Here is a 15,678-nt window from a genome sequence, read left to right as displayed (position 1 = left end):
CACAGCTCCGGAGCATGGGGGGCGCACGGAGTCATACCGTCCACGAAGTGGACGGACCCGCGCGCCCGTTGAGCGATGCACGAGTGGCCTTCGGGTGTCCGTAAAACGGACCCCCGCTTCGCATAGTGCACTTGTCCTGCTCAAGTCAAGATCTGTCTTTTCTCGTAAACCTCTAGTCAAATAACGTCACTTGACTATCACGCGTACGCCGCGCGCGGACCTTCCATGACTTCCAGGACCCCCCTTCCGCGCGGTCGGGTACGCAGGGGAGGACATCAAGTGACCAGCAGACCCTGGACGTTCAGAGCGGCGGCCATAGGTGTCGCCCTCGCGGCGGCGACCGCCACGTTCTCGACGTTCGCCGTGGCGGAGGCCAACACCTCGGCCAAGTCCGCCGCCGTCGACCGGCACGACCCCGCGCCGGTCGCGCAGAAGGAGCACGACCTCGACGGCCCGCTGAGCAAGACGCAGGACGCCCAGCGCCAGGAGGCCCTCAACGAGGTCATAGCCGGCAAGGCGTCCGTCAAGGACCGCAACGGCTCGAAGGTCGTCCAGCTCAAGAGCAAGGGCGGCAAGAGCAAGTACGTCGAGCTGAGCCGGGAGAAGACCGACAAGATCTTCACGATCCTGGTCGAGTTCGGCGACCAGGTCGACAGCCGCTACGGCGGCACCGCCGGCCCGCTGCACAACCAGATAGCCGCGCCGGACCGCACCAAGGACAACTCCACGGCCTGGCAGGCGGATTACAACCAGGCGCACTTCCAGGACCTGTACTTCGGCACCGGCAAGAACACCGAGTCGCTGAAGAAGTACTACGAGAAGCAGTCCTCGGGCCGCTACTCGGTCGACGGCGAGGTCACCGACTGGGTCAAGGTCCCCTACAACGAGGCCCGTTACGGCTCCAACAAGGCCTCCACCGGCGCCTGGTACGCGGTGCAGGACGGTGTCAACGCCTGGGTCGCCCAGCGCGAGGCCGCCGGTGACACGGCCGCCGAGATCAAGACGGAGCTGGCCCGGTTCGACCAGTGGGACCGCTACGACTACGACGGCGACGGCAACTTCAACGAGCCCGACGGCTACATCGACCACTTCCAGATCGTGCACGCCGGTGAGGACGAGTCCGCCGGCGGCGGCGCGCAGGGCGAGGACGCGATCTGGGCCCACCGCTGGTACGCCTTCGGCACCGACGCCGGCTCCACCGGCCCGGACACCAACAAGCTCGGCGGCACCCAGGTCGGCGACACCGGCGTCTGGGTCGGCGACTACACGATCCAGCCGGAGAACGGCGGACTCGGCGTCTACGCCCACGAGTACGGCCACGACCTCGGTCTGCCCGACGAGTACGACACCGCGGGCGGCGAGAACTCCACCGGCTTCTGGACGCTGATGTCGTCCGGCTCCTGGCTCGGCACCGGCAAGGAGGCCATCGGTGACCTGCCCGGCGACATGAACGCCTGGGACAAGCTCCAACTGGGCTGGCTGGACTACGACGTTGCCAAGGCGGGCGTCAAGTCCAAGCACACGCTGGGCGTCGCGGAGTACAACACCAAGAACCCGCAGGCCCTCGTGGTGCAGTTGCCCGAAAAGGCGGTCACCACTCAGGTGGTCACCCCGGCACAGGGCGCCACGCAGTGGTGGAGCGGCAGCGGCAACGACCTGAGCAACACCCTCTCCCGCACAGTGGACCTGACCGGCAAGTCGTCGGCCACGCTCACGCTGGACGGCTGGTACGACGCCGAGCAGGACTACGACTACCTCTACACCGAGGTGTCGAAGGACGGCGGCGCCACCTGGACCCCCATCGACGGCAAGCTGGCCGACGGCTCCGCCATCCCGCGTGACGGCAGCGGCAACCCCGCCCTCACCGGCACGGCGGCCGCGTACCAGAAGCTGACGTACCCGCTGGACGCCTACGCGGGCCAGAAGATCGACGTCCGCTTCCGCTACCAGACGGACAGCGGTGTGGCCCAGAAGGGCTTCGCGGCCGACGAGATCACGGTGACCGCCGACGGCGCCACCCTCTTCTCCGACAACGCCGAGTCCGCGGACGCCGCTTGGACCGCGAAGGGCTTCTCGCGCATCGGCGCGTCCTTCACGGACGACTACGCGCAGTACTACATCGCCGAGAACCGTCAGTACGTGTCGTACGACAAGGTGTTGAAGGTCGGCCCGTACAACTTCGGCTTCTCGACGACCCGTCCGGACTGGGTGGAGCACTACGCCTACCAGAACGGCCTGTTGATCTGGAAGTGGGACACCTCGCAGGCGGACAACAACACCAGCGCGCACGCCGGTGAGGGTCTGATCCTGCCGATCGACTCCCACCCGACGCAGCTGAAGTGGACCGACGGCACGCTGATGCGCAACCGCATCCAGGCCTACGACTCCCCGTTCAGCCTGTACCGGACGGACTCGATGACCCTGCACAAGGCCGACGTCGCCACCAAGATCAAGTCGCAGCCCGGCGTCCCCGTCTTCGACGACGGCAAGTCGACCTACTACGACACGTCGAACCCGACGGCCGGTGTCAAGATCACTGACACCAACACCCGGATCAAGATCGTCAAGGAGCCGCTGAGCGGCTCGACGATCAGCGTCCAGGTCGGCCCCTCGGTGAAGTAGTCGGTAAAAGCGCAGGTCAGAGACGTATCGGCGGTGACCCCCTGGCGGGTCGCCGCCGATACGTGTTTAGGTGCGTCCTGTGCCCGTCTTATTGACACCGACATCGACACCGACTCGCACGGGGGTGTGACCGCATTGTCCGCAGGAGGTTTCTGCAAGCTGCCCACAGGCAGCGTGGTGGTGGCGTTGAACCTGCCAAGACCCACCGCCCAGGGCGACGGCTGCGTCCGTGTGCTCGTCCACGCCCGCAACCGCGCCCGGGCCCTGACCCGGCTCCGCAACCTCGGAATGCGGGCCGTCTACCTGCGCGGCAACGCGGAACCGCCGACCCCGGACGAGATCACCGCGGTCCTGCACCACCCCGACGGGCTGATATGGCGAACGGCTCCTGACAACGCTGTCGTGGTCCCGGGGGCGGAGCTGCCGCACGAGCTGTGGCATCCGATCAGGGCGCTGTTGCGTAGGCCAGCGGCGCCTGCATAGGGGCGTCGGCTGCAACGCCCCTTCAGAGGCGCGGGGCTGCATCGATATGCGGCTCCGCCGCGTGGGCGCGACCAGCCCCCACCGGCCCGCAGCCAACGGACGACGCGGCCCCGCGTGCCCCCGACAGGCGGTCCGCCCCGATGCACCCCATCCTGAGATGGCTCGGGGCACCCCAAGACCGCAGCGGAGGCCCTCGTGGCTACCGTCCTCTACCGCCTGGGGCGCCTGGCCTTCCGCCGGCGCTGGTACGTGACCGTCCTCTGGGTGGTGATCCCCGCGGCCCCCGGCTTCGCCTCCGCCAAGGCGGCCGACGCCCGCGCCACCACCTTCTCCACCCCCGGTGTCAGTCCCAGCGGGCCTTCGACCTGATCCAGCAGCGCTTCCCGGGCGCGCAGGCGGACGGCGCCGTGGCCCGGGTCGTCTTCGTAGCCCCGGACGGACGGAGGATCACTACCGGCACCGACCGGGCGGCCGTCGTCCGGCTCGTCGACGAGGTCTCCGGCGGACCCCAGGTCGCGAGCGCCGTGAACCCCTTCCAGGCGGGCGCGGTGAGCAAGGACGCGACCACCGCGTACTCGACCGTCACCTACACGGTGAAGGCCAACGACCTCTCCGACGCCGCCAAGAACAACCTCAGGAACGCCGCCCAGCAGGCTCGCGACGCCGGCCTCACCGTCGAGATCGGCGGCACCGCACTGGCCGCGCAGTCCTCGGCGGGCGTAGTGGGCGAGATCGTCGGCGTCGGCATCGCGGCCGTGGTCCTGCTGATCACCTTCGGATCGCTCGCCGCCGCCGGGCTCCCGCTGCTGACCGCGATCCTCGGCGTCGGCATCTCCATGACCGCGGTCACGACCCTGGCCAACACGTTCGGCCTGTCCAGCACGACCGGCACCCTGGCCACGATGCTCGGCCCGGCCTGCGGTATCGACTACGCGGTGTTCGTCGTCTTCCGCCACCGCGAGGAACGCGCCAACGGCCACACCACCGAGGAGGCGGCAGGCCTCGCCACCGGCACGGCGGGCTCGGCCGTCGTCTTCGCCGGTCTCACCGTCGTGATCGCGCTGGCCGGCCTCTCGGTCGTGGGCATCCCGCTGCTGACCAAGATGGGCCTGTGCGCCGCGGGCGCGGTCGTCGTCGCCGTCCTCATCGCGCTGACCCTCGTGCCCGCCCTGCTCGGTTTCTGGCCCCGCGCCGTCCTCTCCCGCCCCTGATCTCGGTGTTCGCGGGCTTCATCACGGCCGACGAATCCATGATCAAGACGATCGGCTTCGGCCTCGCGATCGCCGTCCTCTTCGACGCGTTCATCGTCCGCATGGCCTTCGTACCGGCCGTCCTCGCCATCCTCGGCGAGCGCATCTCCTGGCTGCCGGGCTGGCTGGACCGGCTGCTGCCCAACGTCGACATCGAGGGCGAGGGCCTCAGCAGACAGCACCCGGCAACGGAGCCGGTGGGCGACCCCGAGAAGACGGCCGTATGAAACCCGCTGCACTGCGCGACCAGCCCCCACCGGCCCGCAGACGAAGAACCGCGGACAAGGGCCGCTAGACGACCGGCTTGCCCGTCAACTCCACGCCGGCCGCGCGCAGTTCCTCCAGTGCGCGGTCGGTGGTCTCCTTCGCCACCCCGGCCGTGAGATCCAGCAACACCTGCGTACGGAACCCCTCCCGCACGGAGTCCAGCGCGGTCGCCTTCACACAGTGGTCCGTCGCGATCCCGACGACGTCCACCTCGTCGATCTCCCGCGCCCGCAGCCAGTCGCCGAGCGACACCCCGTTCTCGTCGTGCCCCTCGAACCCGCTGTACGCCGCCGCGTACGCCCCCTTGTCGAAGACGGCGTCGATCGCGCCGGAGGCGACCGCGGGCGCGAAGTTCGGGTGGAACCCGACCCCCTCCGTGCCCGCGACGCAGTGCGCGGGCCAGGAGTGGGCGTAGTCGGGGTTGTCGGCGAAGTGGCCGCCGGGCGCGATGTGGTGGTCGCGGGTGGCCACGACATGCCGGTAGCCGGCGGGCGCCTGCCCGATCAGCTCGGTCACGGCGGCGGCCACGTCGGCACCACCGGCCACCGCGAGACTGCCCCCCTCGCAGAAGTCGTTCTGCACGTCAACGACGATCAAGGCGCGGCGCATGGTGGTGTCCTTCGACGGAGAGTGAGATTCGAGCCTAGAGACTTCGGCGCCACCGCGGGAGGGCGCACTCCTGATTTTCGTACTGGTCTTAACTCGCGGGTCGTAAGTGACGGGTCTTAACTACCCGAGCGCAGTTGGACGTACTCCGTAGGAATGACGGCCTCCCCGCGCGACAGCTGGGTGGCCGACAACGGCAGGTTGCCCCGTGCGACGGCATGCCGGTCCCGTACGACGTCCAGCGGTTCGCGGGCCACGACCTCGCCGCCCTTGACCAGTTCGACGAGCAGCTGCCGGTCGGCCAGTTCGGCGGGGACCGGCCCGGTGCCGATCACCTCGGCCTCCGCGATCCCGTCGGCGTCCAGCCGCCGTGCGGCCCACTTGCGCCCGCCGATGGATGTCTTGCCGCCGCTGGACTTCTTCGCGACCGGCACCAGCGGAGCCTTCGGGTCGGCGGACTCGGCGCGGGCGACCAGCTTGTAGACCATCGAGCAGGTCGGGTGCCCGGAGCCGGTCACCAGCTGGGTGCCGACGCCGTACGCGTCCACGGGCGCCGCAGCCAGTGAGGCGATGGCGTACTCGTCGAGGTCGGAGGTCACGATGATCTTCGTGTTTACGGCGCCCAGTTCGTCCAGCTGCTGGCGCACCCGGTGCGCGACGAGCAGCAGGTCGCCGGAGTCGATGCGGACGGCGCCCAGTTCGGGCCCGGCGACCTCGACCGCCGTACGGACCGCCTCGGTGACGTCGTAGGTGTCGACGAGCAGGGTCGTGTTGCGGCCGAGCGAGTCCACCTGGGCCTGGAACGCGTCGCGTTCGTTGTCGTGGAGCAGGGTGAAGGCGTGCGCGGAGGTGCCGACGGTGGGGATGCCGTAGCGGAAGCCGGCCGCGAGGTCGGAGGTGGTGGCGAAGCCGCCGACGTAGGCGGCGCGCGAGGCGGCGACTGCGGCGAGTTCGTGGGTGCGGCGGGCGCCCATCTCGATCAGCGGGCGGTCCCCGGCGGCGGAGGCCATGCGGGAGGCGGCGGCGGCGATCGCGGAGTCGTGGTTGAGGATGGAGAGGATCACGGTCTCCAGCAGCACGCACTCGGCGAACGACCCCTCGACCCGGATGATCGGCGAGCCCGGGAAGTACACCTCGCCCTCCGGGTAGCCCCAGACGTCACCGCTGAAGCGGTAGGCGGCGAGCCATGCCAGGGTCTCCTCGTTGACGACGTTCCGCTCGCGCAGGAAGCCGAGGACGTCCGCGTCGAAGCGGAAGTTCTCCACCGCGTCCAGGACACGTCCGGTGCCCGCGACGACGCCGTAGCGGCGGCCCTCGGGCAGCCTCCGGGTGAAGCACTCGAAGACCGAACGCCGGTCGGCCGTACCCGCTTTGAGGGCGGCCTGCAGCATCGTCAGCTCGTAGTGGTCGGTGAAGAGCGCCGTCGAGGGAACGTCCACCGGCAGCCCAAGGTCCGCTGTGTTCATGACGATGGATCGTACTCCCATCTCGTCACTCTGACGATTTGTGGGGTCCATTTGTGCGGGCACCCCCTTGTGGTGGCAGCATGGGCCGTGTGACGTCACCCGCACCCCTGGAGATCGAACGCACCGAGTCGGCGGAGGAGGTCTTCGCCGTACCCGAGCCTGACGTCCCCTGGGTCACGATCGTGCACAACGACCCGGTCAACCTCATGAGCTATGTGACGTACGTCTTCCAGACGTACTTCGGCTACTCCAAGGACAAGGCCACCAAACTCATGATGGACGTCCACCACAAGGGCCGCGCGGTCGTCTCCAGCGGAAGCCGCGAGGAGATGGAACGCGACGTGCAGGCCATGCACGGCTACGGTCTGTGGGCCACCCTCCAGCAGGACCGGAAGTAGCGACCCATCCCGATGCCAGGACACTTCGAACCGCTGCGCGGCGGCGGTGCCGCCGTCGCCCTCGACGACGTCGAGATCTCCATCATCCGGTCACTGGCCGTCCAGCTCCTGGAGCTGATCGGCCCGGGGCCGGGCGAGGACGCCCCCGACGACCCCCTCGCGGAACTCTTCGCCGAGGGCCCGAGCGAGCCGCCCTCCGACCCGGTGCTCAGGCGTCTGTTCCCGGACGCCTACACCGACCCGGAGCAGGCCCCGGACTCCCCGCAGGACGCGGAGGAACGGATGGCGCACTCCGCCGAGTTCCGCCGCTTCACCGAGAACGACCTCAGGGCCGGCAAGCGCGAGAACGCCCTCGCGGTGATCCGCACCCTCGACTCGCTCACCCCTGGCGGCGACGGCGGCGCGGTCCTCAAACTGACCGCCGAGGAGTCACGCCAGTGGCTCGGCTCCCTCAACGACCTCCGCCTGGCGATCGGTTCACGCCTGGACATCACCGACGAGGACGACACCGACGACCTCTACCGCCTCCCGGACGAGGACCCGCGCAAACCGATGGTGATGGCATACCTCTGGCTGGGCGGCCTCCAGGAGACCCTGGTCACGACCTTGATGCGCTGACCGACGACGACGCGGCCGGGCTGTCCTGAGTCGGTCGCGTGGGCGGGAGCGTGCTGCTTGTGTGGGCGGGGACGTGCCGGTTGTGTGGGTCGGATCGCCCGTACCGGTCGTACGGGTCGTGCGGGCTGGGGGTGTGTCGGCAGTGTGGGGCGGACCGCCGGGGCCGTCCGTACGGGCTGGGGCGGTGTCGTCCCCACGAACCGGACCGCCCGCATCGCCCGCATGGGCCGTACCGGGTGGGATCACGTCGGCCCCATGGGCCGTACCACCCGTTCGCGCAGATCCGTCCACGCCTCCGTATCGGTCGTACGGACCTTGTCGCCCGCCCCGCCCGCGTCGCCCACGGTCCTTGTGCCGCCCACGGTCCTTGTGCCGCCCACGGTCCCCGTGCCGCCCACAGCTCCCGTCCCGCCCGCATCCCCCGCCCCGCATCCCCCGCCCCGGCCCACCCGCCCCGGTGCCGCCAGGATCGCCGCAATCGGCCGTTCCTTTTGCGGTCCGGTCATCTCTCGTTCGCTCAGCGGACGCTCAAATGCGGATAACGATCGCGTCACCGCGGCGGCCAGGAATGCTGGCCGTCGCTCATTTTTGTCCGCTTCTTCCTGTGGTGTGCGCCACAAATGTCCCCGTCGATCGCGATTGCGACCGTGATAGATCTTCACGACCGCCCGGCGGACGCCACCCATGTCCCGCCGGGTTCGCCATGCGGCCGACGGACCTCGGCCGGGCAGCTCCAGTCCATGGGGGGATTCGGAGAAAGGCGCACCACACATGACCTCCGCTCAGGTCGAGACGGACAAGGCCCCCGAGGAGGGGTACGAGCGCGGGCTCGGCAGCCGTCAGGTCCAGATGATCGCGATCGGCGGCGCCGTCGGCGTCGGCCTGTTCCTGGGAGCCGGGGCGAACATCGCCAAGGCCGGTCCCAGCCTCATCTTCATGTACGCCCTGGCCGGCGTGATCATCTTCTTCATCATGCGGGCACTGGGCGAACTGCTCCTGTACCGCCCGGTGTCGGGCTCCTTCGCGGAGTACTCCCGCGAGTTCCTCGGCCCGTTCTTCGGCTACTTCACGGCCTGGACGTACTGGCTGATGTGGGTGGTCACCGGCATGGCCGAACTCACGGCCGCCGCCATCTACGTCAACTACTGGTTCCCGTCCGTCTCCCAGTGGGTGACCGCGCTCGCCTTCCTGGTGATCCTCTTCGTGGCCAACCTCATCTCGGTGAAGCTCTTCGGCGAGATCGAGTTCTGGTTCTCGATGGTCAAGGTCACCGCGCTCATCGGCATGATCGTGATCGGCCTGGGCGTGCTCACCTTCGGCTTCAGCAGCGCGGGCGACACCGCCTCCGTCGCCAACCTCTGGCAGTTCGACGGCCTCTTCCCCAAGGGCATCGGCTCCTCCCTGATGACCCTCCAGGGCGTGATGTTCGCCTACCTCGCCGTCGAGCTGGTCGGCGTCACCGCGGGCGAGTCCGAGAACCCGGAGAAGACCCTCCCCAAGGCGATCAACACCCTCCCGTGGCGCATCGCCCTCTTCTACGTCGGCGCCCTCACCGTCATCCTCTGCGTCGTGAAGTGGACCGAATTCGCCCCGGGCGTCAGCCCGTTCGTCGAGGCCTTCGCGAAGATCGGCATCCCGGCGGGCGCGGGCATCGTCAACTTCGTCGTCCTCACGGCGGCCCTCTCCTCCTGCAACTCGGGCATGTACTCGACGGGCCGCATGCTCCGCACCCTGGCCGACAACGGCGAGGCCCCGAAGGCCTTCAGCCGGCTCTCCGCCTCCAAGACCCCGGCCCTCGGCATCACGGTCTCCGTCGCCTTCATGGGCATCGGCGTGGTCCTCAACTACGTCGTCCCGGAGAAGGCGTTCGGCTACGTCACCTCGGTGGCCACCGCCGCCGGCATCTGGACCTGGCTGATGATTCTGATCAGCCACGTCCTCTACCGCCGCGCGGTCGACGCGGGCCGCCTCCCGGCCTCGTCCTTCCCGGCCCCGGGCGGTGCGAAGTTCTCCTACGTGGCGATCGCCTTCCTCCTCTTCGTCACCGGCCTCATCGCCTACGACCCCGACTCCCGCGTCTGCCTCTACGTCATGGCGGGCTGGACCCTCGCGCTGGCCGCCGGCTGGATCGCCCTCAAGGTCCGCGACCCGCAGGTCACCGAGCGCCGCGAGCCGGAGTTCGAGAAGGTCGGCTGACCCGCCCGATCCCGGCATATGGGCCGCCACGTACCACCACTCGGTACGTGGCGTCCCGCCCGTCGCCCACCACCACCCTGCCTGACGGTCCCCCCAGTGCCGAAAACCTGGGGGGACCCCCGTCGCGCGGCCCCTCTTGATTTTCTGCTTATCCTGACGACCATGTCGACCCTGACCATCACCCAGGCCCTCTTCGACCAGATCGTGGCCCACGCGCGCGAGGACCACCCCGACGAGGCGTGCGGAGTCGTCGCGGGCCCGGCGGGCACGGACCGCCCCGAGCGCTTCATCCCGATGCTGAACGCGGCCCGCTCGCCCACGTTCTACGAGTTCGACTCGCAGGACCTGCTGAAGCTCTACCGCGAGATGGACGACCGCGACGAGGAGCCGGTGATCATCTACCACTCCCACACCGCGACCGAGGCCTACCCCTCCCGCACCGACCTCTCCTACGCCAACGAGCCCGGCGCCCACTACGTCCTGGTCTCCACCGCCGACACCGACGAGGCGGGCCCCTTCCAGTTCCGCTCCTACCGCATCGTCGAGGGCGAGATCACGGAGGAGGACGTCAAGGTCGTAGAGGCATACTGACCGCGTACGCAACAGCCCAACTCGCCGTGACGGAGATGGTGTTGACGCAGCGGTCGAACGTACGGCGCCCCACGCTGGAGGATGTCGCCCGCTGGTCGGGCGTCTCGAAGTCCACGGTGTCGCGGGTGGTCAACGGCGAGTCCAAGGTGAGTCCGGAGGTCGCGGTCCGGGTCCGGGAGGCGATCTCCGCGCTGGGCTATGTGCCCAACCAGGCGGCCCGGCAACTGGTCACCCGCCGCACCGGCGCCGTCGCGGTGGTGGCGGCCCAGCCCGAGGACCGGCTGTTCCTCGACCCGTTCTTCGACTGTCTGCTGCGCGGCATCCGCGGCGAACTCGCCCGGCACGGCACCCAGGCCGTCCTGCTGTTCGTCGACGAACCCGACGACTACGCGCGCGTGGCCGACTACCTCGGCGGCGGCCATGTCGACGGCGCGATCCTCTTCTCGCTGCGCCCCGTCTTCGGCGGCCGTCCCCTCCTGTGCGACGGCGACCCGGTGCGCGGCCAGGCCTACGTCGACGGCGACAACCGCGGCGGCGCCCAACTGGCCGTCCGCCACCTCCTCGCCCTCGGCCGGGAGCGCGTCGCCACCGTCACCGGCCCCTACGACCAGGAGAACTCTGCCGCGGAACGGCTCGCCGGCTACCGGGACGTCCTCCCGGACACCGCACCCCACCTGGTCGAACGCGCCGACTACACCCGGCAGGGCGGCGCCGACGCCATGGCTGCGCTGCTCGACCGCCACCCCGGCCTCGACGCCGTTTTCGTCGCCTCCGACCTCATGGCCTCCGGCGCCCTCCAGACCCTGCGCGAACGCGGGCGCCGGGTCCCGCAGGACGTGGCCGTGGTCGGCTTCGACGACCTCGTCTCCATCTCCGAGTCGACCGACCCGCCGCTGACCACCGTCCACCAGGACGTCGCCGAGATGGGCCGCCTGCTGGCCCGGCTGCTGTTCGACCGCACCGAACAGGGTCCCGGGCAGGACCTGCCGTCGGCGATCGTGCCCACCCGGCTTGTCGTACGGCAGTCCGCCTGAGCTGCGCCGTCTCACCCCCCGAATGAATTTCGTCCGAATTGTGAGATCGCCTATCGGGGGCGGGACCGGGAATCGATACGATGAGCCCATGGTTCTTCTCGACGTGAGCGACAAGGCGCCGGGCATGCTGCTCGTGGCGCGGCTGCACGTCGACCTGTGCAGGCTGAACAGCGCCATCTGTTGACAGCGCGCTGTCGCCGTACAGGCCGTGTGCCGCGGCAAGCAGACGTGTGCCCACCGACACCAGACGACCCTTCCCGCTTCCGACAGGAGCCCCTTGCCATGGCCATCGAGGTCCGCATCCCCACCATCCTCCGCACCTACACCGGCGGCGAGAAGGCCGTCGAGGGTGCCGGTGAGAACCTCGCCGCGCTCTTCGCCGACCTCGAGACCCGGCACGCGGGCATCCAGGCCCGCATCGTCGACGGCGGCGAGCTGCGCCGCTTCGTCAACGTCTACCTGAACGACGAGGACGTCCGCTTCCTCGACGGCATCAACACCAAGCTGACCGACGGCGACAACGTCACGATCCTGCCGGCCGTGGCCGGCGGTATGGCCTGATCGTCGATGCGTTACGACTCCCCGCTGGCCGCGGTGGGCAACACCCCTCTGGTGCGCCTGCCGCGGCTCTCGCCGTCCGCCGACGTCCGCATCTGGGCCAAGCTGGAGGACCGCAATCCGACCGGCTCGGTCAAGGACCGCCCGGCCCTGTACATGATCGAACAGGCGGAGAAGGAAGGCCGCCTCACCCCCGGCTGCACGATCCTGGAGCCGACCTCCGGCAACACCGGCATCTCCCTCGCGATGGCCGCGAAGCTCAAGGGCTACCGCATGGTCTGCGTGATGCCCGAGAACACCTCGCAGGAACGCCGCGACCTGCTCGGCATGTGGGGCGCCGAGATCATCCCCAGCCCCGCGGCCGGCGGCTCCAACACGGCCGTACGCGTGGCCAAGGAACTCTCCGCCGAACACCCCGACTGGGTCATGCTCTACCAGTACGGCAACCCGGACAACGCGGGCGCCCACTACGCCACGACGGGCCCGGAGATCCTCACCGACCTCCCGTCCATCACCCACTTCGTGGCGGGCCTCGGCACCACGGGCACCCTCATGGGAGTCGGCCGCTACCTCCGCGAGCACAAGCCGGACGTCAAGATCGTCGCCGCCGAGCCGCGCTACGACGACCTCGTCTACGGCCTCCGCAACCTCGACGAGGGCTTCGTCCCCGAGCTCTACGACGCCTCCGTCCTCACCACCCGCTTCTCGGTCGGCTCCGCCGACGCGGTCACCCGCACCCGCGAACTCCTCCAGCAGGAGGGCATCTTCGCCGGCGTCTCCACCGGCGCGGCCCTGCACGCGGCGATCGGCATGGGCAGGAAGGCCGTAACGGCGGGGGAGGCGGCGGACATCGCGTTCGTGGTGGCGGACGGCGGCTGGAAGTACCTGTCGACCGGCGTGTACACGGCGGCGACGACGGAAGAGGCGATCGAGACGCTTCAGGGCCAGCTCTGGGCCTGATCCGGGCGCCCCGGGCGGTCACTCCCCGGGGCCGTCGACGAACTCCGGGGCCGGCCGGAACCAGTCGGTCATGATCCTTTCGTCGACGCGGTAGAGCACCGCGGAGCCGTGGAGCGCGACCGCCATCCGCACCTCACCCGGCTCGTACGGCTCCGACGCCGGGCGCGTCGCCGGATCCGGCTCCGCGTGGCGTTCCCGCGCCAGCCGGAGCACCGCCTCCCCCTCGCCGGTGACAGCGGGCAGGTGCCGCGGCATGGCCGGGCCGTCGGGAACACCTTCCGCAGCGCCGTCGCCCCGATGACGAATGCCGGCCCGGCCCGGACCCAGGCCTGGTCGAGGAGCGGCACGGTCACCGCCGGCACCGCGGCAGCGGCGGCGATCGCCGACCACCGGCCCCAGAGCAGCGGCAGGCCGGGAGCGGTCTCGAACCGGGGCCGGGTGAAGCCCTCACGGGTGAGCCGCGACTCCGCCGCCTCCAGATGCCGCCGGGCGTTCGGCACCCCCATCTCCCACAGGCACTCGCCCTTGCTCCGACCCGGCGAGTAGGCGGGGCTGCGCACATGCAGCGCCGACGCCCGCGGTCCACTGACGGCCGGCGCAGCGCCCCCGCGGCCACCGGACTGGCCACCGCCCCCCTGCTGCACCGCCCAGTGGTCCCGGCCGTTCAGCACGCCGAGGGTCGGCGGACCGAGCCGTTCCACGACATGCGGTTCGACGACGGCACTGTTCCGGTCCTCGGCCACGAGCGCTGCCAGACAGGCATCGGCGGCGGCGCCGCGCCCCTTGTCGTCGAGCAGCAAGGCCGTGAACGCGATCACGAAACGACCCGCGACTACGAGTCAGTCCGTCATACGGGTCAGTAGTCCCGCGGGCCGGTGTCCGACCCCTCACGCGCGACCCCAATTGCCATGGAATCAGCGGTCGTTGCGCAGTACGCGCCTACCGGGCGAGATGCCGGACCTGATCCCACAGGACCGGGTCCGCGACCCCGACCCGCCGTCGGAAATCGGCCACCGGCACGGACCGCAGTTCGGCGGTCTCCAGATAGCTCGCCCGGCCCTGCGCGTCCCCGACCGACCCCGGGGGCAGCGCGATCACCCCGCCGCGCTCGTCGTGGTACTTGCTGGTGATCTTCGCGACCGTCGCCGTCCGCCCGCGCACGGAGAGCACCAGACACGGCCGGTCCTTGGCCGCCTCCGGCTGATCCTCGTAGGGGACGTTCGCCCACCAGATCTCGGCGGGTTGCGGCCGGTCCCCGCGCACCGCCCGGGACGGCCGGCGTCCCCGCCCCCACCCGTCGACAAGCGTGGCGACCAGCGCCAGCAACATCACCGCCGCGAGCGCGAGCCACCAGAACCTGTCCATGGGGAGGACGTTACCGGCGCGCAATCCCGGCCGCGCGCCCTCTCGTACACCCCACACGCCCCGGTTCCAGCCGAACCGGTGACACCACAGGTGAGTTCCCCCACAACGGACCTTGGCGGAGGAGCGACCGGCCCTTTTGCGCCTTACGCTCGACGGACCGCACGACCCCCGTCCCCCAACTCCAGAAGTTACCGCCAGCGGAGGTTTCTGCTTTATGAAGCTCACCGTCGTCGGCTGCTCAGGGTCGTTCCCGTCCGCGGAATCGGCCTGTTCGAGCTACCTCGTAGAGGCCGACGGCTTCCGGCTGCTCCTCGACATGGGCAACGGCGCCCTTGGCGAGCTGCAGCGCCACTGCGGTCTCTACGACCTCGACGCGATCTTCCTCAGCCATCTGCACGCCGACCACTGCATCGACATGTGCGCGTACTTCGTCGCACGCTACTACCGCCACGACGGCGGCCGTTGCGACCCCATCCCGGTCTACGGCCCCGAGGGCACCGAGCACCGCCTCACCACGGCCTACGCCGACACCCCCACCGCCTCCTCGATGAGCGAGGTCTTCGACTTCCACACGGTGAAGCCCTCCACGTTCGACGTCGGCCCCTTCACCGTGCACACCGAGCGGGTCCGCCACCCCGTCGAGGCCTACGCCATCCGCGTCGAGCACGGCGGCCGGTCCCTCACCTACTCCGGTGACACGGGCGTCAGCGAATCCCTGGACGAACTCGCCCGGGACACCGACCTGTTCCTGTGCGAGGCCGCGTTCACCCACGGCAAGGAGAACATCCCCGACCTCCACCTCAACGGCCGCGAGGCGGGCGAGACGGCGACCAGGGCGGGAGCCCGGCGCCTGGTCCTGACCCACATCCCCCCGTGGACCGACCCCCAGGCCAACCTGGCCGACGCACGCGAGGTCTTCGACGGCCCGGTGGAACTGGCGGCGCCGAGGGCGTCGTACGAAATCTGACAAGGCCCCCCGCAGCCCGACCGTTCCCTCGGCTGCGAGGGGCTTTGCCGTGCCCGGGTCACCGCAGCAGGCTGCCCCCGTCCACCGGCAGGACCTGGCCGGTCAGCGCCTCGGCGTCGTCGCCGGCCAGTAAGCCCACGGTCGCGGCGACGTCGCGCACCGGAGGAGTGAGGAGAGGTCGGTGCGGGGGAAGATCGTGCTCACGGTCTGAACGGTCCGACACGCGGCCCGAGCCGGCCGATACGACGATGCCCGGCCCGGAGCGGACTCCGGGGCCGGGCATCGTCGTATCGGCCG

The 15,678-nt window shown here is 69.9% G+C and carries 18 protein-coding genes and 2 pseudogenes; 14 read left to right on the top strand and 6 right to left on the bottom strand.

The window, feature by feature from the left end:
- Window positions 1-279: 279 nt before the first annotated feature.
- From AB0I51_RS38835 to AB0I51_RS38820, 4 genes and pseudogenes are all read left to right on the top strand, one after another.
- The gene (locus AB0I51_RS38835; RefSeq protein ID WP_362983094.1) at window positions 280-2,622 is read left to right on the top strand and encodes an immune inhibitor A domain-containing protein; all 2,343 of its coding nucleotides are present in this window, start codon (window positions 280-282) and stop codon (window positions 2,620-2,622) included.
- A gap of 135 nt (window positions 2,623-2,757) precedes the next feature.
- Window positions 2,758-3,105, top strand: a complete 348-nt coding sequence (locus AB0I51_RS38830) for a hypothetical protein (protein ID WP_362983093.1) — start codon at window positions 2,758-2,760, stop codon at window positions 3,103-3,105.
- A gap of 195 nt (window positions 3,106-3,300) precedes the next feature.
- Window positions 3,301-4,310, top strand: a pseudogene (locus AB0I51_RS38825) (MMPL family transporter); the annotation flags it as partial.
- An 11-nt stretch (window positions 4,311-4,321) separates the two neighbouring features.
- Window positions 4,322-4,582, top strand: coding sequence for an MMPL family transporter (locus AB0I51_RS38820; RefSeq protein ID WP_362983092.1), 261 nt, complete (start codon window positions 4,322-4,324; stop codon window positions 4,580-4,582).
- 64 nt (window positions 4,583-4,646) lie between these two features.
- Here AB0I51_RS38820 and AB0I51_RS38815 read toward each other — a convergent pair whose 3' ends face one another.
- Window positions 4,647-5,231: an isochorismatase family protein gene (locus AB0I51_RS38815; protein WP_362983091.1), complete on the bottom strand. Its 585-nt coding sequence runs from the start codon at window positions 5,229-5,231 to the stop codon at window positions 4,647-4,649.
- Between the two features lie 116 nt (window positions 5,232-5,347).
- Entirely contained in the window at window positions 5,348-6,694 is a 1,347-nt protein-coding gene (locus tag AB0I51_RS38810; protein ID WP_362983090.1) for a nicotinate phosphoribosyltransferase, read from the bottom strand.
- Between the two features lie 80 nt (window positions 6,695-6,774).
- Between AB0I51_RS38810 and clpS the strand changes: the two genes are divergently transcribed.
- Window positions 6,775-7,092, top strand: a complete 318-nt coding sequence (clpS, locus tag AB0I51_RS38805; RefSeq protein WP_362983089.1) for an ATP-dependent Clp protease adapter ClpS — start codon at window positions 6,775-6,777, stop codon at window positions 7,090-7,092.
- A gap of 12 nt (window positions 7,093-7,104) precedes the next feature.
- Entirely contained in the window at window positions 7,105-7,710 is a 606-nt protein-coding gene (locus AB0I51_RS38800; RefSeq protein ID WP_362983088.1) for a DUF2017 domain-containing protein, read from the top strand.
- Window positions 7,711-7,952: 242 nt separating this feature from the next.
- Here AB0I51_RS38800 and AB0I51_RS38795 read toward each other — a convergent pair whose 3' ends face one another.
- Window positions 7,953-8,216 carry a hypothetical protein gene (locus AB0I51_RS38795; RefSeq protein WP_362983087.1) on the bottom strand — a complete coding sequence of 88 codons (264 nt, stop codon included), beginning with the start codon at window positions 8,214-8,216 and terminating at the stop codon, window positions 7,953-7,955.
- 265 nt (window positions 8,217-8,481) lie between these two features.
- Between AB0I51_RS38795 and AB0I51_RS38790 the strand changes: the two genes are divergently transcribed.
- The 6 genes from AB0I51_RS38790 (at window position 8,482) to AB0I51_RS38765 (ending at window position 13,049) form a co-directional block, all read left to right on the top strand.
- Complete coding sequence (locus tag AB0I51_RS38790) at window positions 8,482-9,906, top strand: amino acid permease (protein ID WP_362983086.1); 1,425 nt, start codon at window positions 8,482-8,484, stop codon at window positions 9,904-9,906.
- Window positions 9,907-10,068: 162 nt separating this feature from the next.
- On the top strand, window positions 10,069-10,497 hold the full coding sequence (locus AB0I51_RS38785; RefSeq protein ID WP_362983085.1) for a M67 family metallopeptidase: 429 nt from the start codon (window positions 10,069-10,071) through the stop codon (window positions 10,495-10,497).
- A 35-nt stretch (window positions 10,498-10,532) separates the two neighbouring features.
- Window positions 10,533-11,531 (top strand): LacI family DNA-binding transcriptional regulator, encoded by a 999-nt coding sequence (locus AB0I51_RS38780; protein ID WP_362983084.1) that lies wholly within the window; start codon window positions 10,533-10,535, stop codon window positions 11,529-11,531.
- A gap of 88 nt (window positions 11,532-11,619) precedes the next feature.
- Complete coding sequence (locus tag AB0I51_RS38775; protein WP_317774922.1) at window positions 11,620-11,715, top strand: putative leader peptide; 96 nt, start codon at window positions 11,620-11,622, stop codon at window positions 11,713-11,715.
- A gap of 98 nt (window positions 11,716-11,813) precedes the next feature.
- Window positions 11,814-12,092, top strand: coding sequence for a MoaD/ThiS family protein (locus AB0I51_RS38770; RefSeq protein WP_355913282.1), 279 nt, complete (start codon window positions 11,814-11,816; stop codon window positions 12,090-12,092).
- A 6-nt stretch (window positions 12,093-12,098) separates the two neighbouring features.
- On the top strand, window positions 12,099-13,049 hold the full coding sequence (locus AB0I51_RS38765; RefSeq protein WP_362983083.1) for a cysteine synthase: 951 nt from the start codon (window positions 12,099-12,101) through the stop codon (window positions 13,047-13,049).
- 18 nt (window positions 13,050-13,067) lie between these two features.
- On the opposite strand, the gene AB0I51_RS38760 is transcribed toward AB0I51_RS38765, so the two are convergent.
- Window positions 13,068-13,304 carry a hypothetical protein gene (locus tag AB0I51_RS38760; protein WP_362983082.1) on the bottom strand — a complete coding sequence of 79 codons (237 nt, stop codon included), beginning with the start codon at window positions 13,302-13,304 and terminating at the stop codon, window positions 13,068-13,070.
- Window positions 13,305-13,609: 305 nt separating this feature from the next.
- Here AB0I51_RS38760 and AB0I51_RS38755 point away from each other — a divergent pair, with 305 nt between their 5' ends.
- Window positions 13,610-13,912, top strand: a complete 303-nt coding sequence (locus AB0I51_RS38755; RefSeq protein ID WP_362983081.1) for a hypothetical protein — start codon at window positions 13,610-13,612, stop codon at window positions 13,910-13,912.
- Between the two features lie 76 nt (window positions 13,913-13,988).
- On the opposite strand, the gene AB0I51_RS38750 is transcribed toward AB0I51_RS38755, so the two are convergent.
- Complete coding sequence (locus AB0I51_RS38750; protein WP_362983080.1) at window positions 13,989-14,414, bottom strand: type II toxin-antitoxin system PemK/MazF family toxin; 426 nt, start codon at window positions 14,412-14,414, stop codon at window positions 13,989-13,991.
- Between the two features lie 214 nt (window positions 14,415-14,628).
- Between AB0I51_RS38750 and AB0I51_RS38745 the strand changes: the two genes are divergently transcribed.
- The gene (locus tag AB0I51_RS38745; RefSeq protein WP_362983079.1) at window positions 14,629-15,381 is read left to right on the top strand and encodes an MBL fold metallo-hydrolase; all 753 of its coding nucleotides are present in this window, start codon (window positions 14,629-14,631) and stop codon (window positions 15,379-15,381) included.
- A gap of 58 nt (window positions 15,382-15,439) precedes the next feature.
- Here the strand turns inward: AB0I51_RS38745 and AB0I51_RS38740 are convergent.
- Window positions 15,440-15,678 (bottom strand): annotated as a pseudogene (locus tag AB0I51_RS38740) (hypothetical protein); the annotation flags it as partial.

The organism is Streptomyces sp. NPDC050549 (assembly GCF_040655035.1).
Classification (GTDB): domain Bacteria; phylum Actinomycetota; class Actinomycetes; order Streptomycetales; family Streptomycetaceae; genus Streptomyces.
Note: the sequence above shows the minus strand (reverse complement) of the source record. Positions and strands in the feature narration are given on the sequence as shown.